At 62.6% G+C, this 22,581-nt stretch carries 18 protein-coding genes; 9 read left to right on the top strand and 9 right to left on the bottom strand.

Annotated elements, in window-relative coordinates; all coding sequences use genetic code 11:
• The first annotated feature begins 10 nt into the window (after nucleotides 1-10).
• The 4 genes from ACVINW_RS34780 (at nucleotide 11) to ACVINW_RS34795 (ending at nucleotide 5,490) form a co-directional block, all read left to right on the top strand.
• The gene (locus ACVINW_RS34780; protein WP_456755451.1) at nucleotides 11-3,271 is read left to right on the top strand and encodes an efflux RND transporter permease subunit; all 3,261 of its coding nucleotides are present in this window, start codon (nucleotides 11-13) and stop codon (nucleotides 3,269-3,271) included.
• A complete protein-coding gene (locus tag ACVINW_RS34785; protein WP_456755452.1) occupies nucleotides 3,271-4,866 on the top strand; it encodes an efflux transporter outer membrane subunit in 1,596 nt (531 codons plus the stop codon). Before ACVINW_RS34780 ends, ACVINW_RS34785 begins: the two co-directional genes overlap by 1 nt.
• Before the next feature lie 38 nt (nucleotides 4,867-4,904).
• Nucleotides 4,905-5,105, top strand: coding sequence for a hypothetical protein (locus ACVINW_RS34790; protein WP_456755453.1), 201 nt, complete (start codon nucleotides 4,905-4,907; stop codon nucleotides 5,103-5,105).
• A 61-nt stretch (nucleotides 5,106-5,166) separates the two neighbouring features.
• Nucleotides 5,167-5,490, top strand: coding sequence for a hypothetical protein (locus ACVINW_RS34795; RefSeq protein ID WP_456755454.1), 324 nt, complete (start codon nucleotides 5,167-5,169; stop codon nucleotides 5,488-5,490).
• A gap of 61 nt (nucleotides 5,491-5,551) precedes the next feature.
• On the opposite strand, the gene ACVINW_RS34800 is transcribed toward ACVINW_RS34795, so the two are convergent.
• From ACVINW_RS34800 to ACVINW_RS34825, 6 genes are all read right to left on the bottom strand, one after another.
• The gene (locus ACVINW_RS34800) at nucleotides 5,552-5,824 is read right to left on the bottom strand and encodes a hypothetical protein (RefSeq protein WP_456755455.1); all 273 of its coding nucleotides are present in this window, start codon (nucleotides 5,822-5,824) and stop codon (nucleotides 5,552-5,554) included.
• Between the two features lie 143 nt (nucleotides 5,825-5,967).
• Nucleotides 5,968-7,056, bottom strand: a complete 1,089-nt coding sequence (locus ACVINW_RS34805; RefSeq protein ID WP_456755456.1) for a TRAP transporter substrate-binding protein — start codon at nucleotides 7,054-7,056, stop codon at nucleotides 5,968-5,970.
• A 245-nt stretch (nucleotides 7,057-7,301) separates the two neighbouring features.
• A complete protein-coding gene (locus ACVINW_RS34810; protein ID WP_212022595.1) occupies nucleotides 7,302-8,390 on the bottom strand; it encodes a TRAP transporter substrate-binding protein in 1,089 nt (362 codons plus the stop codon).
• A gap of 297 nt (nucleotides 8,391-8,687) precedes the next feature.
• Nucleotides 8,688-8,924: a hypothetical protein gene (locus ACVINW_RS34815; RefSeq protein WP_456755457.1), complete on the bottom strand. Its 237-nt coding sequence runs from the start codon at nucleotides 8,922-8,924 to the stop codon at nucleotides 8,688-8,690.
• Between the two features lie 220 nt (nucleotides 8,925-9,144).
• The gene (locus ACVINW_RS34820; protein ID WP_456755458.1) at nucleotides 9,145-10,275 is read right to left on the bottom strand and encodes an Mrp/NBP35 family ATP-binding protein; all 1,131 of its coding nucleotides are present in this window, start codon (nucleotides 10,273-10,275) and stop codon (nucleotides 9,145-9,147) included.
• A gap of 56 nt (nucleotides 10,276-10,331) precedes the next feature.
• Nucleotides 10,332-10,769, bottom strand: coding sequence for a VOC family protein (locus ACVINW_RS34825; protein ID WP_456755459.1), 438 nt, complete (start codon nucleotides 10,767-10,769; stop codon nucleotides 10,332-10,334).
• A 218-nt stretch (nucleotides 10,770-10,987) separates the two neighbouring features.
• Here ACVINW_RS34825 and ACVINW_RS34830 point away from each other — a divergent pair, with 218 nt between their 5' ends.
• From ACVINW_RS34830 to ACVINW_RS34840, 3 genes are all read left to right on the top strand, one after another.
• On the top strand, nucleotides 10,988-11,860 hold the full coding sequence (locus ACVINW_RS34830; protein ID WP_456755460.1) for an NAD(P)-dependent oxidoreductase: 873 nt from the start codon (nucleotides 10,988-10,990) through the stop codon (nucleotides 11,858-11,860).
• Between the two features lie 713 nt (nucleotides 11,861-12,573).
• On the top strand, nucleotides 12,574-12,774 hold the full coding sequence (locus tag ACVINW_RS34835) for a hypothetical protein (protein WP_456755461.1): 201 nt from the start codon (nucleotides 12,574-12,576) through the stop codon (nucleotides 12,772-12,774).
• 315 nt (nucleotides 12,775-13,089) lie between these two features.
• Nucleotides 13,090-13,659 carry a peptidase S14 gene (locus ACVINW_RS34840; RefSeq protein ID WP_137479178.1) on the top strand — a complete coding sequence of 190 codons (570 nt, stop codon included), beginning with the start codon at nucleotides 13,090-13,092 and terminating at the stop codon, nucleotides 13,657-13,659.
• Nucleotides 13,660-14,273: 614 nt separating this feature from the next.
• Here ACVINW_RS34840 and ACVINW_RS34845 read toward each other — a convergent pair.
• The 3 genes from ACVINW_RS34845 to ACVINW_RS34855 all read right to left on the bottom strand — a co-directional run bounded on the left by ACVINW_RS34845 (nucleotide 14,274) and on the right by ACVINW_RS34855 (nucleotide 18,870).
• Nucleotides 14,274-14,945, bottom strand: coding sequence for a transposase (locus ACVINW_RS34845; RefSeq protein WP_456755462.1), 672 nt, complete (start codon nucleotides 14,943-14,945; stop codon nucleotides 14,274-14,276).
• 348 nt (nucleotides 14,946-15,293) lie between these two features.
• Nucleotides 15,294-17,081 carry a retroviral-like aspartic protease family protein gene (locus ACVINW_RS34850; protein ID WP_456755463.1) on the bottom strand — a complete coding sequence of 596 codons (1,788 nt, stop codon included), beginning with the start codon at nucleotides 17,079-17,081 and terminating at the stop codon, nucleotides 15,294-15,296.
• Nucleotides 17,082-18,267: 1,186 nt separating this feature from the next.
• Nucleotides 18,268-18,870 carry a CarD family transcriptional regulator gene (locus ACVINW_RS34855; protein ID WP_456755464.1) on the bottom strand — a complete coding sequence of 201 codons (603 nt, stop codon included), beginning with the start codon at nucleotides 18,868-18,870 and terminating at the stop codon, nucleotides 18,268-18,270.
• Nucleotides 18,871-20,606: 1,736 nt separating this feature from the next.
• On the opposite strand from ACVINW_RS34855, the gene ACVINW_RS34860 reads away from it, so the two are divergent.
• Both ACVINW_RS34860 and ACVINW_RS34865 read left to right on the top strand, forming a co-directional pair.
• The gene (locus tag ACVINW_RS34860; RefSeq protein WP_456755465.1) at nucleotides 20,607-22,211 is read left to right on the top strand and encodes a sensor histidine kinase; all 1,605 of its coding nucleotides are present in this window, start codon (nucleotides 20,607-20,609) and stop codon (nucleotides 22,209-22,211) included.
• A gap of 154 nt (nucleotides 22,212-22,365) precedes the next feature.
• Complete coding sequence (locus tag ACVINW_RS34865) at nucleotides 22,366-22,569, top strand: DUF1289 domain-containing protein (protein ID WP_456755466.1); 204 nt, start codon at nucleotides 22,366-22,368, stop codon at nucleotides 22,567-22,569.
• Nucleotides 22,570-22,581: the final 12 nt, after the last annotated feature.

The following is a 22,581-nucleotide window of genomic DNA, read 5'->3' on the forward strand; positions in this document are numbered from 1 at the left end:
GTGCAGTACCTTGATCAAGAGCCTCCTTCAATTCGGTCTGACCCGAAGCGCCGTCATCGTGCTCGGCCTCGCCGTGTTCTGCGCCGCCGGCTTCGCCGCTTTCACCAAGCTGAACATCGAGGCCTATCCGAATCCGGCGCCCGTCATCCTCGAGATCACGGCACAAGCCGCCGGCCTCTCCGCCGAGGAAATGGAGAAGTACTATACGATCCCGATGGAGGTCGGGCTGTACTCGACGCCGGGCGTGGTCAACATCCGCTCGACCTCGTTCTACGGCCTGTCGTTCGTCCGGGTCACCTTCAGATACGGCGTCGACTATTATTTCGCGCTCTCGCAGGCCACCAACAACCTGACGCAGAACGTCCAGCTTCCCGGCAACCAGATCCCGCAAATCCAGCAATCCAGCCTGGTCGGCGAGATCTACCGCTACCAGCTGGTCGGTCCGCCGAATTTCGGGCTGACCAATCTCAGGACCTTACAGGACTATGTCGTCGCCCGCCGGCTGATGACGCTTCCCGGCGTGGCGCAGATCAACTCCTGGGGCGGCACCACCAAGCAGTTCAACGTCGACGCCGATCTGGCCAGGCTCGAAGCCTACAACATCACCGTGCCGCAGCTGATCAGCGCGCTCGGCAACGCCAACATCAATGTCGGCGGCCGCGAGATCGCGATCGGCCAGCAATCCGTCAACATCCGCGGCATCGGCCTGATCAATTCCGGCGGCGATGACGACGTCACCAAGGGCTACCGGGTCGCGGACATCGAGAACGTCGTCCTGACGCAATCCAACGGCCTGCCGATCCAGATCAAGGACGTCGCCAAGGTGTCGGTCGGCTATGTGCCGCGGCTCGGCATCGCCGGAAAGGACAAGGACGACGACGTCGCCGCGGCGATCGTCGTGATGGGACGCACGCAGCACACCAACGACATCGTGCCGAAGGTCGAGGAGGAAGTCGCCAAGATCAACAGCGACGGCACCCTGCCGCCCGGCGTCAAGGTGGTCCCCTATTACGATCGCACCTCGCTGGTCAGCGTGACGACCCATACGGTGCTGCACAATCTGATGTTCGGCTGCCTGCTGGTGTTCGTGATCCAGTGGGTCTTCCTCGGCGACCTCAGAAGCGCGCTGATCGTCAGCGCCAACATCCCGTTCGCGCTGTTCTTCGCCATCATCATCCTGGTGCTGCAGGGCGAGGATGCCAATCTGCTGTCGCTCGGCGCCGTCGACTTCGGCATCATCGTCGATTCCGCCGTCATCATGATGGAGAACATCTTCCGCAACTTCCAGTCCAGTCCGGAGAACCGGCTGCGCGTGCTGCAGAACCTCGCCGAGGGCTACTGGGGCGACGATCCCACGACGCGCAACGGCCGGCCCACGCCGGGCTGGACCGAGCGGCTGCGCATGATCTTCGTCAGCGCATTGCAGGTCGACAAGGCGGTGTTCTTCACCGCGGCCATCACGGTCACCGCGTTCGTGCCGCTGTTCACCATGCAGGGCGTCGAAGGCCAGATCTTCGGGCCGATGGCGCGCACCTACGGCTACGCGCTCGCGGGCGCGCTGCTGGCGACATTCACGGTGACGCCGGTGCTGGCCTCGCTGTTGCTACCGAAGCACATCGAGGAGACCGAAACGGTCATCGTGCGCGCGCTGCGCAGGGCCTACACTCCCGTGCTGCGCTGGTCGCTGACCCATCTGAGGGTCGCGGTCGCAGCCGGCATCATCTTCCTCGCGATCAGCGGCCTTGCCGCGAGCCGGCTCGGCAGCGAATTCCTGCCGGCGCTCGAGGAAGGCAATTTCTGGATCCGCGCTTCGATGCCATCGACGATGTCGCTCGAGGCCGGCACCGAACCGACCCGGAAGATGCGCGAGATCCTGCTGCGCCACCCCGAGATCATCACGGTGGTGTCGCAGCACGGCCGTCCCGACAATGGCAGCGACGCCTCGGCCTTCTCCAATGTCGAGCTGTTCGCGCCGATCAAGCCGTTCGACCAATGGCCGCCCGGGCTGACCAAGGAGAAGCTGACCGAGGAGTTGCAGAAGGAGTTCGACGACGAACTGCCCGGCGTCACCTTCAACTTCTCGCAATATATCCAGGACAACGTCGAAGAGGCCCTGTCGGGCGTCAAGGGCGCGAACTCGGTCAAGATCATCGGCCCGAACCTCGCCGTGCTCGAGCAGCTCGCGGCCAAGGCCGCGGAGGAGATGGCCAAGATCCGCGGCGTCGCCGATCTCGGCATCTTCCATCTGGTCGGGCAACCCAACCTCAACATCAAGGTGAACCGCGAGAAGGCCGCGCGCTACGGCCTCAACTCCGGCGACGTCACCACCGTGGTGCAGGCCGCGCTCGGCGGCACCAGCGCGACGACGGTGCTCGAGGGCGACCGGCAGTTCGGCGTGGTGGTGCGGCTCGATCCGAAATTCCGCCAGAGCATCGACGAGGTGCGCGAGATCAAGGTCGCCTACCAGACGCCGTCCGGCACCAACGCCTATATCCCGTTGAGCGAGCTCGCCGACATCTCGCTCGATACCGGCGCCTCGTTCATCTATCGCGAGCGGAGCCAGCGCTATATCCCGATCAAGTTCAGCGTGCGCGGCCGCGATCTCGGCAGCACGGTGGCGGAGGCGCAGACCCGCGTCGCCGAGGCCGTGCAGCTTCCGACCGGCTACCGGATGATCTGGTCCGGCGAATTCGACAACCTCGAAGCCGCCAAGGCGCGGCTGATGATCGTGGTGCCGGTGACGCTGCTCTTGATCTTCGTGCTGCTCTACAGCCTGTTCAACTCGCTGCGCGACAGCCTGCTGGCGCTGGCCGGCATCCCCTTCGCGGTCGGCGGCGGCCTGATCGCGCTGTACCTTGCAGGGCTCGATTTCTCGATCTCGGCCGCGATCGGCTTCATCTCGCTGTTCGGCGTCGCGGTCATGGACGGCATCCTCAACATCACCTATTTCCGCGAATTGCGGGCCTCGGGCATGAACATCGCGGAGGCCGTGTTCAACGGCGCCGAGCAGCGCATGCGACCGATGCTGATGACCGCGCTGTCCGCCGGCGTCGGCCTGTTTCCGGCCGCGCTGTCGCACGGCATCGGCAGCCAGGTGCAACGGCCGCTCGCGACCGTGGTGGTCGGCGGCATGTTCATCGGCCCGCTGCTGCTCCTGATCGTGGCGCCTGCCCTGCGCAAGATCTTCCTGTCGCGGGCGAGAGAAGACGTGCCGAGCGAAGACGGCGCGCCCGAAGCACCGCCCGGTGCGGCACATGAGGGGGGCAGCTGATGTCCGGAACCGCCGCAAGGATCGTTGCCGCACTGGCGCGGAGCACGAGCCGCGCGCTGCGTCCGGCGCTCGGCGCGGGCGCCGCCGGGCTGTTGCTGGCGAGCTGCGCCGTCGGCCCGAATTTCACGCCGCCGCCGGCCCCCGACGTCGATCGCTACACCCCGGAGAAGCTCGCTTCCCCCAGCGCGAATGCCGGGGGCCCCAGCGTGCCGAAGCAGCATTTCGTCAGCGGAGAGGATGTCTCGCTGCGCTGGTGGGCGGCCTTTCGCTCGAAGCCGCTCGACGAGTTGATCAAGATGTCGGTCGAGCACAATCCGTCGCTGCAAGCGGCCGAAGCGTCGATCAAGATCGCGCAATACAACGCGCTGGCGCAGCGCGGGCTGTTCTTCCCGCAGGTCGGCGCAAACTACACGCCCTCCCAGCAGCAGATTTCCGGCGCGTCGCCGTCCGGCCCGGGTGGCCAGTCGCCTTCGGTGTTCTCGCTTCACACCGCGCAACTGAACGTCAGTTTCGTGCCGGACATCTGGGGCCAGAATATTCGCCAGGTCGAGAGCCTCGACGCGCTCTCCGAGCAGCAATTATTCCAGCTGGAGGCGGCCTACCTCGCGCTGACCGCCAATGTCGTCACCGCGGCGATCCAGGAGGCATCGCTTCGCGGCCAGATCGCCGCGATCCAGCGCGTCGTGAAGATCGAACGCGGCATCCTGGACATCGTGAAGAACCAGTTCAACGCGGGCGGCGCCGCCCAGGTCGACGTGCTGGCGCAGGAGGCCGCGCTGGCCCAGTCCGAGCAATTGCTGCCGCCGCTGGAAAAGCAGCTCGCGGTTCAGCGCGATTTGCTGACCTCGCTGGCCGGGCAATTCTCCGCCGACGAAATCCTGCAAAAGTTCACGCTCGACCGCCTGGCGCTGCCGGCAAACCTGCCGGTGAGCGTGCCGAGCAAGATGATACGCCAGCGTCCGGACGTCAGGGCCGCGGAGGCGCAGCTGCATTCGGCCAACGCCCTGGTCGGCGTCTCGATCGCGGCGCGGCTGCCCAACCTCACGATCACGGGAAATACCGGCGTCGCCGGCTTCAGCCTGGCCGAGCTATTCACGCCCGGCACCAGCTTCTACGTGATCGCGGCGAGCGCGACCCAGCCGCTGTTCGACGGCCTGACGCTTTACCACAAGCAGAAGGCCGCCGAGGCGGCGGTGGACCAGGCGGACGCGCTCTATCGCCAGGCCGTCGTCACCGCGATGCAGAACGTCGCCGACGCCTTGCGCAGCCTGCAGGCCGACTCGCGTGCGCTGCAAGCCGCGGTCAAGGCCGAGCTCGCCGCGAAGGCCAGCCTCGACATCATCCAGAAGCAGCTCTCGCTTGGGCAGGTCAGTCAGGTGGTCGTGCTCAATGCCCAGCAGGTCTATCTGACGGCTGCCGTGGTCCGCGTTCAGGCCCAGGCGACGCGCCTCTCGGACAGCGCGGCCCTGTTCATGGCGCTTGGCGGCGGCTGGCCGACAAACTGCGCATCCGACGACTGGCGCAAATGCGTCATGGAGGACGTGCCCGCTCCCGCTCCGCAGCAGGTCAGCGAAAACACGCCCCCTGCCCGCTGACATCCGCCGCACAGAGTTACATCAGGAGGAGCCGACCCATGAAAAATCTGCTCGCCCCAGCGGCAATCCTGGTTGCGATCTGGGCCGGAGCCGCGGCCGCGCAGAGCGCGGTCGGCGGTCCGAAAAAGCCAAGCAATCTGGGCGGCCCCACCGTGCAGAAGAACCCGGTGGTCCGCACAACACCGAGTGCCGTACCAACGCCCCCTGCATCGCCGCCAAAGCAACCGCGAAAGAAATAGCGGCACGCTTTCGCAATTGAGCCGGCTCCCGAGATTCACCGATGGGCTCGATGAGACACATATGAAAAACACAACGCGTCTGTTTGTCGTCGCCGCGGCTGCCATGATGGCATCGGACGTCTGCGCGGCACCTGTCGACGTCACAAGGCTGCCGTCACAACGTCTTGCAAACGTCGTTCAGGTCCGGCTCGCCTGTGACCAGAACTGCCATTGCTGGCGGACGCTCTATCGGGAGCGAAGCCATCGCCGGACAATCGACGAGCGCCAGGATCCGAATTATTGCCCGGGCGGCGGGCACTATAACGGCCATTACCGCACCGGGCCGGGCACCGGATTGAGCTTCGATAGCCGGCTTCCCGTGCGCTCATTGCCGTTTCCGTTCTGATCGACGAGGTCGCGCGAATGCCGCCACAAGATGCTGCGGACGAGCTCCCGGCGACGGCTGCCTACCAGATGACGACCGCGCAGATCAGTGCCAACGGCACGGCGGCGCCGCCGATCACGACCCAGCGGCGCATGTCAGCCGGATCTCTGGAATATCTGAAGATCTGCACGGCCACGAAGAGGCAGACCGCGGCACCGAGGATGATGCGAAACAGATCGGAGGGGGTGTCGTAGGCCGACCAAATGGTTTCGTTCTGCGGGCTCGCGACGCGAGCCGTGATCACCACCACGAGGGTCAGAAACAGCGTCCGCAGGATAAGACCGAGGAAACGCATATGGCGCCCTGATTCACACTGCCGCGGCAACGATAGCACGAATCCGGCCCAAAAAGCATTCATTTGGCTACACTCTCGCCAACTCCAAACAAAAATCCCGGAGCCATGCCCCGGGATTCCTGCTCACGTTGAAGGCAGCGTCGTCAGGCCTGGGAGTGCCGCGCCATGAAATTGTCGTAGCCGACTTCGGCGACCTGGAACCACTGATAGCCGTTGTTGGAGAACGACGTCAGGGAGTCATAGACCTTCTTGAAGTTGGCGTTGCTCGCCGCCACCTCGTTGTGCAGCTCCTTGGCCGCTTTGAAGGAGGCCTCCATCACCGGTGCCGGAAACGGACGCAGCTTGGTGCCGCTGGCGAGCAGCTTCTTCAGCGCGAGCGGATTGGCCTGATCGTAACGCGCCATCATCCAGTTGTTGGCGAGATGGCCGGCCTGCTCGAGCACATTGCGATAGTATTTCGGCAGCGCGTTCCACTTGTCGAGATTGATCATCGCCACCAGCATCGGGCCGCCTTCCCACCAGCCGGGGAAGTAGTAGTTCGGCGCGACCTTGTAGAGACCGAGCTTCTCGTCGTCATAGGGGCCGACCCATTCCGCCGCGTCGATCGTGCCCTTCTCGAGCGCCGGATAGATGTCGCCGCCGGCAAGCTGCTGCGGCACGCAGCCGAGCTTCTGCATCACGCGCCCGGCAAAGCCGCCGATCCGGAATTTCAGGCCGTTGAGATCGTCGACGCTGTTGATCTCCTTGCGGAACCAGCCGCCCATCTGGCAGCCGGTGTTGCCGGCCAGCAGCGAGGTGACGTTGTAGCTCTTGTAGAACTCGTTCAGCAACTCCTTGCCGCCGCCGAGAATGTACCAGGCCTGGTTCAACCGCATGTTCGGCCCGAACGGCACCGAGGAGCCGAAGGTGAAGGTCGGATCCTTGCCGAAGTAATAATACGGCGCGGTGTGGCCCATCTCGACCGTGCCGTTCTGCACCGCATCGAGCACCTGGAGGCCGGGCACGATCTCGCCGGCGGCAAAGGTCTGGATCTGGAATTTGTTGTCGGTGGCCTCGCCGACGGCCTTGGCCATCAGCTCGGCGCCGCCGTGCAGCGTGTCGAGCGTCTTCGGCCAGCTGGTGGTCAGGCGCCATTTCAGCTCCGGCATCGACTGCGCGATCGCCGGCGCTGCGACGGTCGCGGCGCCGGCGACGCCCAGTCCCGTCACCTTGATGAAATCCCTGCGCTTCATTTTTGAATCCTGCCCTGTGTGATTGTGTTGTCCGAGCGTCGACTGCTTTGCATCGTCGCGCCGCTTTTCTTTGCCGTCGTGACCGGTCACCGATCACGCGCCGCCTTCGTGCCGAGGCTTGGAGTGCGAGCATGGAACATCCCCTTGCCGAATGCCAGACGCAAAAAACCCGGCCTCCTTGCGGAGGCCGGGCTACTTGAGTTGAATTTTCTGCCGTTCTCTTCTCGCGAACGCTTGGGACGCCGTTAGCCGCGGGTACGCGAGCGGATCATGAAGCTGTCGAAGGTGTATTCGGCGACCTGCCACCACAGATACTGGTCGGAGCGGTAGGCCTGCATGGCGTCGATCGACTTCTTGAAATCGGCATTCTTGGCCGAGATCTCACCCCACAGCTCGTTGGTCGCCTTGAGGCAGGCCTCGAGCACTTCGTTGGTGAACGGACGCAGCTGCGTGCCGCTGGCAACCAGCCGCTTCAGCGCGGTCGGGTTCTGCATGTCGTAGCGCGCAGCCATCCAGCTGTTGGCGTTGGCGGTCGCGTTGGTCAGGATCGCCTGATAGTTCTTCGGCAGCGCGTTCCACTTTTCCAGGTTGCAGTAGGCGTGCACGGTCGGGCCGCCTTCCCAGAAGCCCGGATAGTAATAGTACTTGGCGACCTTCTGGAAGCCGAGCTTCTCGTCGTCATAGGGACCGACCCACTCGGCCGCGTCGATGGTGCCCTTTTCGAGCGCCGGATAGATGTCGCCGCCGGCGAGCTGCTGCGGCACCACGCCGACCTTCTGCAACACCTGGCCGGCGATGCCGCCGATGCGGAATTTGAGGCCGGAGAGATCGGCGACCGTCTTGATCTCCTTGCGGAACCAGCCGCCCATCTGGGTGCCGGTGTTGCCGCAGGGGAAGCCGATCACGCCGAACTTCTTGAAGAACTCGTTGCCGAGCGCCTCACCGCCGCCCTGGTACCACCAGGAGTTCTGCATGCGCGCGTTGAGGCCGAACGGCACCGAGGCGTAGATCGCAAAGGTCGGATCCTTGCCGACATAGTAGTAGGACACGGTGTGGCACATCTCGACGGTGCCGTTGGAGGTCGCGTCCAGCGCCTGCAGGCCGGGCACGATTTCGCCCGCCGCGAACACCTGGATCTGGAATTTGTTGTCGGTCATTTCGGCGACGTACTTCGCCACCTGCTCGGCACCGCCATAGATGGTGTCCAGCGACTTCGGGAAGCTCGAGGTCAGGCGCCACTTGATTTCAGGCGAGGACTGCGCAATCGCCGGCGCAGCAACCGCCGTCGCGGCAGCACCGGCCGCCGACACTTTCAAAAAATCACGACGCTTCATCGTAAGGCTTCTCCTTGAGGGGCGTTTCCCAATGACCGCAAGCGGTTCTCCGGCAGCACGCAGGAAGGCCTGCCGGGGCGCTCTGGGTCGGCCCTTTACCACGGAAGGAGCCTTCACGGAAACGCGACAATGGCATGACCGCGCCAATTAAACGAAAGTCTGATGGCGCAGGAAATCGGCTGGAAAATGCGGGCTTGGGCGGTGGCGATGACGCCCTGAGCCCACGCGCGGCGCAAGCCTGCGATCAGCGGTAAATCGCCGCGTGCGGGCCATCCGGCTCGTCCGCTCCCCGGCCAATCAGCGCCGCGTCGTCTCCCGCGCCTTCTTGGCCTTGTCGGCCAAATGTCGCCCGCGCCGGATCCAGCTTTGCGCGGTGGTCTTGCTGACGCCATAGATCTTGGCGATCGCCTCGGCGGCCTCGCCGATCGAGTCGGATTTCTTCGCGGCGTTGAACGCGAGGCGGGAAGCCTCTTCGCGCTTCTCCCGCGTCAGATGCTTGCGGCGTGGTTTCTTTGCTTCGCGTGATGCTGCCATGTCGACGGTCGCCCCACGACCCTTCTGCAAGTTCGGCCTCACCCGTGACCGCCTTCGACCAATCCAAGGGTGGTACGATTCGGCCTCTGTCGCACAAACATACAGGGCGAAACCGATTCAGCAATCGTCCAGAGGCACCAGGGGCGACAGCCCTGTGAAGAAAGGCCTGCCGGACGCCGGCATCCCGGGCCGGTCGGCTCGCCGGGACAGCACCCTGGGCTCAGGCGGCGGCAATCACGCCTTGCAGCTGCTCGCGGACCTTGCCGCCGATCGCGCGGTAAATCGCCGCGTGCGGGCCGTCCGGCTCGCTCTCGACCACCGGGGTGCCGGCATCGGAGGCGGTGCGGATCGCGATGTGCAGCGGGATCTCGCCGAGGAACGGCACCCCGAGCTTCTCGGCCTCGTGGCGGGCACCGCCATGGCCGAAGATGTCCGAACGGGTGCCGCAATGCGGGCACTGGAAATAGCTCATGTTCTCGACGATGCCGAGCACCGGCACGTTGACCTTCTTGAACATCGCCAGCCCCCGCCGTGCATCGATCAGCGAGAGGTCCTGCGGCGTCGAGATGATGACGGCGCCCTTGAGCGGGACGTTCTGCGCCAGCGTTAGCTGGGCGTCGCCGGTGCCGGGCGGCATGTCGACGACCAGCACGTCGAGGGTGCCCCAGGCGACGTCGCGCAGCATCTGGGTGATCGCCGACATCACCATCGGCCCGCGCCAGATCATCGCGGTGTCCTCCTCGACCAAAAAGCCGATCGACATGATCGACAGGCCGAAGCGCTGTAGCGGGATCATCTTCTTGTCGTCGTTGAGCTGCGGCTTCTCGCGGATGCCGGTCAGCCGCGGCACCGACGGGCCGTAGATGTCGGCATCAAGCAGCCCGACCCGCAGGCCGAGGTCGCGCAGGCCGAGCGCGAGGTTGAGCGCGGTGGTCGACTTGCCGACACCGCCCTTGCCCGAGGCAACCGCGATGACGGCGGCGATGCCGGGGATCTCGGCCTGGCGCGCCATCGGCGATTGCGCACCGGGCGGGTGCGGATGCCGGTGCGCGGATGCGGGCGGGACGCCGCCGGCCTGCCGCGGCGGAGACGCCGCAGCGCCCGCCTTGCGCTCCGCGGTCAGCGCGATCATCGCGACGCTGACGCCGGGTATGGCGCGCACGGCGTTCTCGGCCTGCGCCCGCACGCTTTCCCAGGCGCGGGCTTCCGCGGCGTCGACATTGATCGAGAAGAACACCTTGCCGTCGGTGACCGTGATCGCCGACAGCACATTGGCGTTGGTCAAGGGGACGCCGCGCGGCGACATCACCTTGGCAAGGCAATCGAGAACCTGTTGCTGCGTCACGCTCACCGCGCATCTCCCAGAAAATTCAAGGGAGCACCCATAGAGCGTTGCAGCGCAAAAGGCTACCTCGCTCCGACGTCGTCGTGCCGCTCGACCGGTGCTGCCGCGCCGCCTTCCTTGGCGGCCTCGTAGTTCAATTCGATCATCACCCCGTTGGGGTCGTTGACGAAGATCTGCCACAGATCGCCGCCGGGAACCTGGCGCGAGTCGAACTCCATGCCCTTGGCCTGCAGCCGCTGCCGCATGCCGTCAAAACCCCGGCTGGCAAAGGCGACATGATGGACGACGCCGGAATCCGGCTTTTGTGCCTCGTCGGTCGACGAAATATCGACCAGATGCACCACCGCCTTGCCTTCGCTGTACATCCACGCGCCGGGGAACGCGAAGTTCGGCCGCGCACCCTTTTCCAGGCCCAGAATGTCCTCATAGAACCGCACCGTGGCGGCGAGATTTCGGGTCCGGATATTGAAATGATCGAGCACACCGACGCTCATGCCCATGCGAGACACTCCCTTTTTTGTGAGGTTCTTTGGTGCGGCAATCCTAGCACAAAACCGGGTCCTGCCATCCCGCCAAGGCCGTTGCCCTCCGCTGCACAGGAGGTATGGTGCGGCTCCTTCCATGGACGGAATGCCCTGCCCGGCGCGCCGTTGCCGGCACGCCCCCAAGGGGCGATCACCACGGCAAACCACAAGGTCTCAGACACAAGGTAGCAGATATGGCTAAAGTCGCTTTTCTCGGTCTCGGCGTAATGGGCTTCCCGATGGCGGGGCACCTCGTGAAAAAGGGCGGCCATGAGGTCACCGTGTACAACCGGACCGCGGCGAAGGCGAAGCAATGGGCCGACAAGTTCGGAGGCAAGACGGCGCCGACACCGAAGGGTGCCGCCGAAGGTCAGGACTTCGTGATGTGCTGCGTCGGCAACGACAACGACCTGCGCGCGGTCACGATCGGGCCGGACGGCGCGTTTGCCGGGATGAAGAAGGGCGCGACCTTCGTCGATCACACCACCGCCTCCGCCGAGGTCGCCCGCGAGCTCGATGCCGCCGCCGCCAAGGCCGGCTTCAAGTTCGTCGACGCGCCGGTGTCCGGCGGCCAGGCCGGCGCCGAGAACGGCGTGCTGACGGTGATGTGCGGCGGCAGCGAGGACGCCTATGCCGGCGCCGAGCCGATCATTACCGGCGCCTACGCGCGGATGTGCAAATTGCTCGGACCGGCAGGCGCGGGCCAACTGACAAAAATGGTCAACCAGATCTGCATCGCCGGCCTGGTGCAGGGCCTCTCCGAGGGCATCCACTTCGCCAAGAAGAGCGGCCTCGACGTCACCGCGGTGATCGAGACCATCTCCAAGGGCGCCGCGCAATCCTGGCAGATGGAGAACCGCTACAAGACCATGAACGAGGGCAAGTACGATTTCGGCTTCGCCGTCGAATGGATGCGCAAGGACCTCTCGATCGCGCTGGCCGAAGCCCGCCGCAACGGCGCTACCCTGCCCGCGACCGCGCTGGTCGACCAGTTCTACGCCGAGGTCGAGAAGATGGGCGGCAAGCGCTGGGATACGTCGAGCTTGCTGGCGCGGTTGCAGCGTTAACGCCTCGCATCCGGCCACGGTGACCCGCGCCCGCGGGTCACCTGCCCTGCGGCGGCGTCTGCCATGGAGAATTCCCCCTTGAAGGTGCGCGCTACCAAAACTTCGAAAACAACCCCATGCAAAGGAGCGGGCCGGCCGCCGGCATTCGATTTGGCAGCTTGACATGTCGGGCAAATCAGGGGCACACTTCCATTATTCCGAAATTGTAGCTGGTAGTCGGCGGTTAATGCACTGCCACCGTAGTCGCAGGACTATGGGGTCCTATGAGGCTACGAGGCGCGGAAAACCGGCAAGTCTGCGGCGTCTGTGAAGAAGGCGGTCAAGAAGGTCTAACCTCAGCCGCAGGGGCAAAAGACGACGATACTGCCGAGGTCGGCAGTATGGTTCCGCGAAAGGAACAAAATTCCGGCTCCTCCACGTGTATTGAGAAAATCTGGGAGCAGATTCACACGGGTTATTTTTGCAGCGGCCGGCCTACGCGATGATAACCCCGAGGGGCAGGTGATTTTCATTTCGTATTTTTTCAGCCCTAAACTAAAGACGGCTGCTACTGTCAGCGATCCAGATTGACCCCAGCATGATCCGGATGCTGGGGTCGCTTTCTTTAGGCGACCTGAGCTGGCATCGACCGATCGCGCATAGGACAGAGACGGTTAGCGGGCGGTCCGCTAGGGCGGCGTCCCTCCCGGCGCTCTGGAACGCTCCGGACGCTGATGGATTTTCCGGTCATGAGCGCGGGCGATTACCTGGTGAGGGCGGAACACTACCGGCGGGCCAAAGAGACGGCCGACGACACGTTCACTCGCTATTTTCTCGAGCGGATGGAGCACAGTTATCGTGTCCTGGCTGCGAGCGAAGCAGCCCTCGCGGCTTCGCTAGAAGTGGAGGAGAAACTGAACAATCGGCACGACTAGCCGAACCTATCAGCGTCATAGGTCGCGTTACTCCGCCTTCGGATGATAGTCAGCCGGGCGCTGACCGCCGCCTCGGTAAGGCCGAGCTTCTGGGCGATCTCGCGCCGTGTCATCCCGGTCTCCCGGATCAATTGCAATAGCTCCGTTCTCTTCTTCAGCGGACCACGATCCTGCTGGCATGAACCTCTCCAATGATGAAATGCCAGCAGTAATTGCAGATTCTTGGAGCCGCGTCCGCCCGGTCCGTGGGCCGATCGGGAACCAGTTACGGCATCTGCGTGTAGTCCAGGACGAAAGCCGCCAAGGGATTGTTAGATGCAACTCGCAACGCTACCGGCCACAGCCTTCAAGTCGCCGGCCATTAGCCTCTCGGGCATTGTCGACTACAACATGTACACCGCCTTTCGAACGCAGTTCGACAACGCGGCCGATAAAGATCTTGTCGTGATCGAACTGTCGACCTTGGGCGGCGACCCCGAGGTCGCCCGAATGATGGGGGAGGACGTGCGGTTCGCGAGCGAGACGGAGCCGCAACGTCGCTTCGTGTTCCTCGGTAAGGCTGTGATCTATTCGGCGGGCGTTACGTTCATGAGCTTCTTTGCGCGGCCGAACAGGTACCTCGCGCGCGGCACGCGACTGATGATCCATGAACGCAAGCTTTCGAAGAGCTTGGTGATCGATGGCCCTTTAACAACATGCATTGCGGTTGTGAGAGCGACGCTCAACGAAATCGAATGCTCGATCGCCATACAGAACGAGGGCTTTCAAAATCTTATACTGGGCTCGAACGTAACGATCGATGAGGTCATGCAGAAGGCGCCGTCAAATTGGTATTTGGAGGCGCAGGAGGCGAAGACGTTGGGTCTGATCGAGACGGTTCTGTAACGCCGGAAAGGATGCAACAAGGCTTACTCAGCCTCAGACGAAGGGCTCGGTGGGGGGAGCCCGTAGCGCTTGGCCCGATCGGCGGCCAACTTCCGATAGTCCTTTGCCTGCTGAATGAACTGCGCTTTCAGCCTGGGATCACTCTCCGCGGCGGCGAGGCGCTCAAATTGCAAAGCGCGCTCAATATACTCTGTTAGTAGCTTCATGGTTGCCAAGCGCCAACGCCTTGCTTCGCCGCGCGCTCCGCTCGAAGAACCGGCTCGGGGTGTGGATGCGAGGCTCGGCGGATCATCCGGTAGACGGAAGATCGTTCAAGAGCCTCGACCTGGCAAGCAACCTTCCTCCAGTTATCGGCCACCTCATGGAAGCGGGTCCGGTTCAACTGGTCAGCCCATCCAGCCATTGCTTCATAGGCTTCGGCACGTTTCATCATTTCAGCTGGTGACATGTGAGTAGTCTGGACCGATTGGAAAATCCCGCAATCACATAGAGCAACAAGTCGGCCTTGCTGCCGTGCATAAGGAAATGCGGGAACCATCATCCTGCCTCGGACTGAGCAGCATGTTCGAGTTCGATCACATTATTACGGTGACGGTGCACTTAATTCTTCGCGCTCAATCGTGCTGCTCCACAGACGCCTTAGGCCCGCGTTTGCCTGGTTTGAGAATGCGGCCCGTCTTGCGCTCGATGCGGGCGAGGAAACGCTCGTCACCGAGCGGCCGCCCGATGCTCTCGGCGGCACGCAGGCTCTCAAACAGATCCGCCTCCGGTTCGCATGCCATGAGATCGGCGAAATCCGGGAAGCGATCGCGCACCGGCGCCAGCGCCGAGACGCCGTCGTCCTTGCCGCGCAGATGCGCGCGCGTGCTCGACCAGTGCCAGTCCTGGGCGCGTTGCACCAGACGCGCCCGCACCGGATTGAGTGACACGTAGCGCAGCGCCGCGGCAAGATGCGGCTCGTCCATCGCGACGCCGCCGAACCGGCCTTGCCAGAAATGACCGGTGCGTTTGCGCCGCGCCTGGATCGTTCCGGCGTAGATGCGATGCACGCGCGCCAGCGCGCGGCGCAGCCCGTCGGGATCGGACGGTACCAGGATGAGGTGAACGTGGTTCGGCATCAGGCACCAGGCCCACACTTCAACCCCGGCCGCGGCGCAATGGGCGGCGAGCAGGTCGCGGTAGAGCGCATAGTCGCCGTCGCCAAAGAAGGTCCGCGCGCGGCCATTGCCACGCTGCGTGAGATGGTGCGGGCAACCGGGGATCACGACACGGGCAAGGCGAGCCATGCCGTATGATGCACGTCGGGGCGTGGTCTGTCACTTGAATGCACTGTCACCGCAATTACAGACAAACATCGTGGGGACGTCACCGTCGAACACTAGCTGGACATAATCTTCAACGAACACGACGGAAGACAATCGTTCCCCTCAATTGCGCTTTTGAAGACGTTCACCGCTTTTGTCTCCTTCTCAGTCGAACGGCAGCAAACTCGGCAGTCATACGGGCCATCCGCACCGGTCCCCTCGATGTTCTGATGTAGAATTGCTCCATAGAAGGTGCGGCAAGGAACGCGTCGGCGGCGACTCGCCATAGTGGTCGTACGTGCCGATGAGATCACCCCTGAGTGTGAGACCTTATTGAAGGACAAGTTCGTGGTTTACGTTGTCCTGCGACCAAGATCTGAACCGATTCAAAAAAGACTGTCCAAGCAGCAAAGGGGCATTGGCGCGTGCGATGCTTGCGGGAACATTGGTCACCGTTCGATCTCCAACCTTCAAAGATCTGATGATGAATGTCCTCGATGAGACAATCGAACCATCAGCAAGGCGGTGGTTCGCCGATCCAGTAAAGTCGCTTTCGTTGATCGTGCCGGTCCTCATCAAGGTTTGAGCAACATTGGCCGGGATCGAAACGTCGGAGGCTCCACTGTCAACAACGAAGTTTAACTTCAAGGTGTCGTTTATGAGAGCGGGCACGTAAAAGGTCCCGTTGCCTGAAACCATCCTCACGCGCACGTCGCCCGCGGATAGTTCGGTCGCTATCTGAGGTGCCGCGGGCCGAAGCACGCCGAGACGGGCCAATGCCGCCTGGGCAAAACGATTTCCGTGGTCTGCGGCTAGCCTGTACAGGCGGACGGCTTCGCGCTCATCTTTTGCCAACCCGCCATCGCCGCGCTCGTATGCAGCTGCCAGATTTGCCTGACCTTGAGCGTTGCCACCCTCTGCAGCCATTTTGAAGAACCGAACTGCCTCGACGACATCTTTCGGCAGTCCTCCGACTCCACCCAAATAGGCAAGTCCTAGATTCGCCTGCGCCTGCGCATTCCTGTGTTCTGCTGCGAGCTTATAAAGCCGTACTGCTTCGGCCTCGTCCCTAGCTAACCCACCGGAGCCGCGCAAATACGCCGCGCCCAAGTTGGTTTGCGCCTGATCGTTGCCTTGTTCAGCTGACAGTTTGTAGAGGCGCACAGCTTCACGATCGTCTCTTGCCAGCCCGCCCGCTCCACGCTCATAGGCAAATCCGAGGTTCACCTGGCCAACGGCGTTACCTTGGTCGGCCGAAAGCTTGAAAAGTCGTACGGCTTCGCGCTCGTCTTTCGATACCCCTGCGTGACCTCGCGCGTAGGCAAGCCCGAGGTAGGCCTCTCCGAGAGCATTGCCTTGGTCGGCCGACAATTTGTACAGGCGGCCCGCTTCGCGTTCATCTTTGGTGACCCCGCCGCGTCCCTCGAGATGAAAGATCCCGAGATAGACTTGCGCGAAGGCGTTATCACGCTCTGCTGCCGTTCTGTATAGACGGGCGGCCGCGTACTCATCCTTGGCCAAGCCGCCACGTCCCGTTTGATATAATCTGCCGAGATTATATTGCGCCGGCGCGAAGCCCTGATCTGCGGAAAGCCCGAAAAGACGGGCGGCTTCACTATCGTTTTGGGGCAGCCCGCCGCGTCCCCCTAGATAAAGAACTCCAAGGTCGTTTTGACCTTGCGCATTCCCGTGATCTGCAGCGAATTTCGAGAGGCGGAGCGCTTCGGCGTCATCCTTCGGGATGCCGCCCTCGCCAATCAGATAAAGCGACGCCAGGTTGGCCGCACCTTGAACGCTGCCACCCTCGAACGCCTTGGCGTATTGCCGCCGGGCCGCATCAAAGTTCTTTGCGGCCTGATATGCCCGACCGAGCTGGAGGGCAATCCTGGGCTCGTTTGGAGCCACCTTCGCTGCGCGCTCGCATGCATCGATTGCGACCTGTGCGACGATCTTTTCAGAACTGACGCCAGCGACTCCCGCCGGTCGCGTACTATCAAATGGATGAGCCGCAACTTGATCGCAGGCTGCTAGAAGTTCAACGACCGGCTTCGCGGCAGCGGAAATAGAGGAACAACCAAATCCAATCAAGAGTCCGACGGAGATCCAAATCAGCCTCACCGCACTCCTCCCGTGAGACGAACTGAAAGTGTTTCGCTAAAATAAGACCAAGCCTATCCGTCCGGCTCGCTCCTGCCAATGCCGGATGTTCGAGAAGATGTGCGGCGGCAAGCCCAAAACTCTCGGTTGATTAAGAATCCCGCTCCTTCAGGGACAGCTCGCGCCCGCCCAGTATCCCTTCGCCTGTCCCGCCGGAGGCCTGACGCGGCCAGGGAGGGGCCCTCTGGGAGCTGAGCACAGCTGCCAGGTGTCCTTGCTGGTCGCTGTCCAGCCGAACGCCAATCGACGCTCGTCTCTTTCGAGATGACCGGCAGCGAGCCTGGGCCGGGCGTCCCGTGCTGAGTGAGATAGCCGACCCGGTTCATAGCACGACGCAATTTTTGCAATCATGTCCGCGCAATTGCGGGGGGAAACGCACCAGACTTAACCCATGTTAGTGTCGGAACCCGCGAAGGCCATCAGCGTGTCGATGCCTAATCCTTGCTAGCCCCGGATAGGCGACCGGCCCCAGCATCGGCCAATTTAGGCCCCCAACGTGCTGGGGCCGTTCTTCGCTTCCGACTGCTTCGTTGTGAATGCGGGCACTACAGCCGGAGCGCAACGTGCGGCGATGTACGGCGGATACGATCATCGCACGGATGGCGCCGAGTACAGATTCATAGCGCTGGCGGCGATATCGTTCGCAGCGCTCATCGTAGGCGTCGGCGCTCTGTTGATCAGCTGAACATGCTTCCGAAGTGGAACTGGATCAGTCCACGAAATTCTCCGACGGTCACCCTTGGGTCTGCTCTCAAGTCCGGACCTACTTCTATTGGGGTAGCTATTTCTGCGGAATTGCTGCGATTGCGAATGAAAGTAGGATTTCGCTGCCGGTTATTTCATTAAGATCGATGTTTCAAAATGTTTCCGGTTAAGGGGCCGTCTCGTCAGGCGGCCCCTTTTCCTTTGGCGCGGGCCGTCCCTGGGAGAAATCAGAGCGCTCATTTACATATGCAAATGCCCGTCACGCGAGCGGCAGTCTTAGGTGACCTTGGGAGTGTCCAGAATCTTTCCCTTACCCCACGGGCGCTCCTCGGCCTCAGCTCCCTGCCGGACGCTGAGGCCGTTTGCTGAGGTTAAAGGCCCCGGCTTGCGCTCTCGCTGGGGCTCGTTTCAGGCGAATAGCGACTGGTTCGAGAAGCCTCAATTAGGCGCTGCGCCTGACTTCGGCGGCTATCACGTTTTCAAGTTCTTTCGCCGCTTCTTGTTCGGTGATGCCGCTAACAAGAGCTACTTCTTCGGACAAGCGATCAACGGCCGTCGTGTAGAGCTGCCGTTCGGCGTAGCTCTGGTCAGGGCTGGCAGCGCGCCTGTGGAGATCGCGCATCACTTCGGCAATTGCAACGATATCACCCGAATTGATCTTGCTTTCGTACTCTTCAGCAATCCGGGACCAGTTGCCCCGCGCCTTATGAGGTGGTTGACCCAGGATTCGTCGTGCGTGCTGGATGGTGCTGGGGTCGGACAACCGACGCATTCCGGTTTTGGCCGCTCTGCTCGTTGGAACGCGTAGTGTCATCTTGCTCTTCTCGAAATAGACGACGAAGAACTCGAGGCAGGCGCCGGCTACAGTCTGCTCTTCGATCGCAACGATTTGACCGACACCGTGCGCAGGGTAGACGATGAGGTCAGTCGCCTTGAATCCAAAGCGCGTCTTGTTGCTTTGGTTTCCATCCGCTTGAGCGGCAGCGGACATCGCTGACTGCGGATGGCCTGAATGATTGGTGATAGACTGATGGTCAAGATTCATTTCGCAACATGCTCCATGACATCTGAAATGGGTTTCTTGCCAACTCGAGCTCTGATCAATGAACGCATTAGAAACAGATTGCGTGGGGCTCAGAAAAAATGCCGCCCCATCTATCCCTCATCAATAAGCTGCGGGCGCGAGCGCCGCCACGATAATGACGTCAGCTGTCCATTCGGTTCGGCGGCGTGACTTCTTGGCAACGAGTTCGCAGCATACAAATCCAGCAGTTGCCACGCCTGCAGGCAAGCGAGTGGTAATGGTGTGCGAGGAAGTTATGCAGGGAACTTTTGCGCGATGTGGCCGCCGTCACGTTGTGCGTTGACCGGTGGCTCGGGCCGGTTTGGCGAGTTCCGCTCAGACCGATCGGTGCACTGTCTAGCAGTTTGGGGAAGCTCTCTGTGCGCAGCGGTGAACGCTACATGCTTGCGCAACTTCAACACCAGGCAGGACGCTGGTGCGTTTATGAGGATCGGTGCTGTCCCAGTTGTGGTGAGCGATTGACCTCGGTCTTGCGCTTGCTGCTAACCTTTAGTCGGTCCAAGTACGGTCCCCACACCGCCCGCATTCAAACATATGAACGACAATTCCGCTTTCAGATTCCATGATTGTTCTGACAAGGGTAAGTGTAGCTCCACAAAAGCGGCAGTCATGATGTGACCGGTCCGGGACCGTGGCGATCTTCTCAGCTCGAAATAGGTCCACGCCAGCCGCGCCATTGTTCTGGAAATGAAGTCGCAATGCGTTACAATTGTCTGGCAAATGCTCGGGCAGCGTCGCCGCCACAAAGGCATTGAACCGCTAACGGGTTCAAGTGGGAAAAGCCCGCACGTACCTTACGGCGATTCCAACCCGCGCGGTGTTGCGCGATACCCACTGTGGACAACAATACAATATTCCCGCGCCGGATCTCGGTCCCGGGCAGTCCCAGCAAGCTGATTTGCTAGGCTACCGGCTGCGGATTTGAGCAGACTGTGCGGTTCCGAAATCAGGGATCCATCATATGCCCTCGACCTGCCGTGCGCGACGGGGTGGCCTGATTTATGCTTCGAGATTGCCGACCGTATATGGAGGCGCGCAATGAGGCAGGACCTTTTGGCGATCTGCGGTGGAATACTTGCCAGTGGCGCTATTGCTTGGACCTTGTGGGGCAATCCGGTGAGCGTGCCGCACATGTACGGGCCAAAGACGATAGCAGCGGATCAAGACTTGCGACTCGTCTCCCAGCGAAGTCCATATATGCGGGACGAGCGTTAGAACCGTCATCGTTCTCCAGGCCACCACGTTGACCGCCGGTTCAGCGCGGAGATTTCGTTCGTCCGCAAGAACACCAAGTGGCTGTGCTTGGACGCGTGCCCGGCGTGTCGGGAGCATTCTTTGAATTGCGCTGACACTGCTGGAGTGCACTCAACTTCTAGTCGGGCGGTTTAGTGCACTGTCAATCTCGAGATACGTCGAGCCTGCTGGCGCGTCTGCAGCGTTAACGCCTCCTTGCATCCGGTCATGGCGACCCTCGCAGGCGGGTCACCTGCCCTGCGGCGGCATCTCCCGATGTTCACAAGCGCTGCGGCGCGTGCAAGTGCGCGGCTTTGCGCAACGGCGCACCGCCCGCGCAAAAGTTAATTTAACCTCCGGTTAACGAGTTTCTTTAGCTCTTTAAGTCATCGCTTAATGATTTGGCGTCACAGATAGACAATGCAAAAGGCCCGCGCGGTTCGCTGGCAGGATTTGTGTTGTTTATGAGTAATCCCGCAGAAAAGCCTGAAGTTGTCGCGCTTCCGGCAGGACCTCAGGTGACGGTGCCGGTGAACAGCCGGCGCGTCGCCGCGCAGCGGGTGCGCGAGGCGCGGGATCGGTTAACGTCAACCAGTGGAACCCGCCCGGCGTTCGACGCCGAGCTGCTCCGCCAATACGCCCAGACCCGGATCTCGGCCTCCTACGTCGTGATGCTGCTGGTGGTGGCCACCGGCGTGCTGTTCGGCCTCTGGATGAAGCCGATCGTGGCCGGCGCCTGGACCGTCGGCATCCTCTGCGTCCACGTCGCGATCATCCGCAGTTGCGCCCGCTTCCTCGCCGAACCGACCTCGGTCGCGGTGACCCGCAAATGGCGCACGCGCTTCGTGCTGCTCGACCTGCTCTACGGCCTGTGCTGGACCGCGATCCTGATCCACCCCGCGGGGCGCGATCTCGCCTCCAACACGCTGATGATGTTCCTGATGCTGCTGGTGATCGCGGTCTCCAGCATGCTGGCGGCGAGCCTGCCGATCGCAGCGCTCGCGGCGACCGTTCCGGTGACGGTCGGGATCGCGCTCGACCTCGTGCTCAACGGCGCATTCGACAATTACGTGCTGGCGCTGCTGGCGCTCGCCGCCGAGGGCTATTTCGCCCTGCTGGCGCACCGCCTGCATTCGACCACATTGGCAACCTTGGAGGCCCGCGCCGAAAAGGATGCGCTGATCGGCGAACTGGAACAGGCCAAGGCGATCTCAGACGAAGCACGGCACCGCGCCGAATCCGCCAATGTCGCCAAGTCGCGCTTCCTGGCCCAGATGAGCCACGAGCTGCGCACGCCGCTCAACGCCATCCTCGGCTTCTCCGAGGTGATGAAGAGCGAGATCTTCGGCGCGCATGCGGTGCCGGTCTACAAGGAATACTCCGCCGACATCCATAATTCCGGCGTGCACCTGCTCAACCTTATCAACGAGATCCTTGACCTGTCGCGCATCGAGGCCGGCCGCTACGAGCTGAACGAGGAGGCCGTGGCGCTGGTGCATGTCGTCGCCGATTGCCATCATCTCTTGAAGCTGCGCGCCTCGAGCCGCGGCATCACCATCCACGAGGTGTTCGAGCACGGCATGCCCCGGATTTGGGGCGACGAGCGCGCCATCCGCCAGGTCGTGCTCAATCTGCTCTCCAACTCGATCAAGTTCACCCCGCAGGGCGGCGAGATCTGGCTCAAGGTCGGCTGGACCGCGTCGGGCGGGCAGTATCTGAGCGTCAAGGACACCGGCAGCGGCATCGCCGAGGACGAGATCCCGGTGGTACTGGCCTCGTTCGGCCAGGGCTCCAACTCGATCAAGTCGGCGGAACAGGGTGCGGGCCTTGGCCTGCCGATCGCGAAGAGCCTGATCGACATGCATGGCGGCACCTTCACGCTGAAATCGAAGCTGCGCATCGGCACCGAGGTGATCGTGACCTTGCCGCCGGAGCGGGTGATGAGCGCGCTGGCACCGATGGCGGAAGAATCGCCGCCGATGCAGCCGGAGCCCGCCGAGCCCACGATGGCCGCCGACCGGAAAAGCGTACGCCGCAAGTCGATCATGAGTGCCGGCACTGGATTGTAGAGCATGTCGCGGAAACACGTGACGCGGTCTTGGCTGCCAATAAATGCAAGGCGTTCGCGCGACGACCATGCTCGCGACAAAAAGCCGGGGCGTGATGGCGCATCCCGCTTCGGCCGGCTTGCACTGGCGGCCGAAACGGTTCAACAGTTGAAGAATGAGCTCAGAGACACCGTGTATCGCAGTCTGCATGATGGACCCCAGGACGAAGCTCTGCTTCGGCTGTGGCCGCACGCTTCCGGAGATCGCGCGCTGGCACAAGATGGACAGCACGGAGCGGCGGTCGGTGATGGCGGCGCTGCCGGCACGGATGACCGAGGCCGGGCTCCAGCGCATGGAGCCGCGTCCGACGCGCGCCTGAGCACCGCCGCGG

Source organism: Bradyrhizobium sp. USDA 4461 (genome assembly GCF_054055655.1).

What these genes read in the sequence shown, in the direction of transcription:
- ACVINW_RS34800 (WP_456755455.1), bottom strand. Translation starts at nt 5,824, where the DNA reads ATGCGTTTCCTCGGTCTTATCCTGCGGACGCTGTTTCTGACCCTCGTG.
- ACVINW_RS34845 (WP_456755462.1), bottom strand. Translation starts at nt 14,945, where the DNA reads ATGGCTCGCCTTGCCCGTGTCGTGATCCCCGGTTGCCCGCACCATCTC.
- ACVINW_RS34785 (WP_456755452.1), top strand. Translation starts at nt 3,271, where the DNA reads ATGTCCGGAACCGCCGCAAGGATCGTTGCCGCACTGGCGCGGAGCACG.
- ACVINW_RS34795 (WP_456755454.1), top strand. Translation starts at nt 5,167, where the DNA reads ATGAAAAACACAACGCGTCTGTTTGTCGTCGCCGCGGCTGCCATGATG.
- ACVINW_RS34810 (WP_212022595.1), bottom strand. Translation starts at nt 8,390, where the DNA reads ATGAAGCGTCGTGATTTTTTGAAAGTGTCGGCGGCCGGTGCTGCCGCG.
- ACVINW_RS34825 (WP_456755459.1), bottom strand. Translation starts at nt 10,769, where the DNA reads ATGGGCATGAGCGTCGGTGTGCTCGATCATTTCAATATCCGGACCCGA.
- ACVINW_RS34830 (WP_456755460.1), top strand. Translation starts at nt 10,988, where the DNA reads ATGGCTAAAGTCGCTTTTCTCGGTCTCGGCGTAATGGGCTTCCCGATG.
- ACVINW_RS34855 (WP_456755464.1), bottom strand. Translation starts at nt 18,870, where the DNA reads ATGAATCTTGACCATCAGTCTATCACCAATCATTCAGGCCATCCGCAG.
- ACVINW_RS34840 (WP_137479178.1), top strand. Translation starts at nt 13,090, where the DNA reads ATGCAACTCGCAACGCTACCGGCCACAGCCTTCAAGTCGCCGGCCATT.
- ACVINW_RS34860 (WP_456755465.1), top strand. Translation starts at nt 20,607, where the DNA reads ATGAGTAATCCCGCAGAAAAGCCTGAAGTTGTCGCGCTTCCGGCAGGA.
- ACVINW_RS34815 (WP_456755457.1), bottom strand. Translation starts at nt 8,924, where the DNA reads ATGGCAGCATCACGCGAAGCAAAGAAACCACGCCGCAAGCATCTGACG.
- ACVINW_RS34805 (WP_456755456.1), bottom strand. Translation starts at nt 7,056, where the DNA reads ATGAAGCGCAGGGATTTCATCAAGGTGACGGGACTGGGCGTCGCCGGC.
- ACVINW_RS34865 (WP_456755466.1), top strand. Translation starts at nt 22,366, where the DNA reads ATGAGCTCAGAGACACCGTGTATCGCAGTCTGCATGATGGACCCCAGG.
- ACVINW_RS34790 (WP_456755453.1), top strand. Translation starts at nt 4,905, where the DNA reads ATGAAAAATCTGCTCGCCCCAGCGGCAATCCTGGTTGCGATCTGGGCC.
- ACVINW_RS34835 (WP_456755461.1), top strand. Translation starts at nt 12,574, where the DNA reads ATGGATTTTCCGGTCATGAGCGCGGGCGATTACCTGGTGAGGGCGGAA.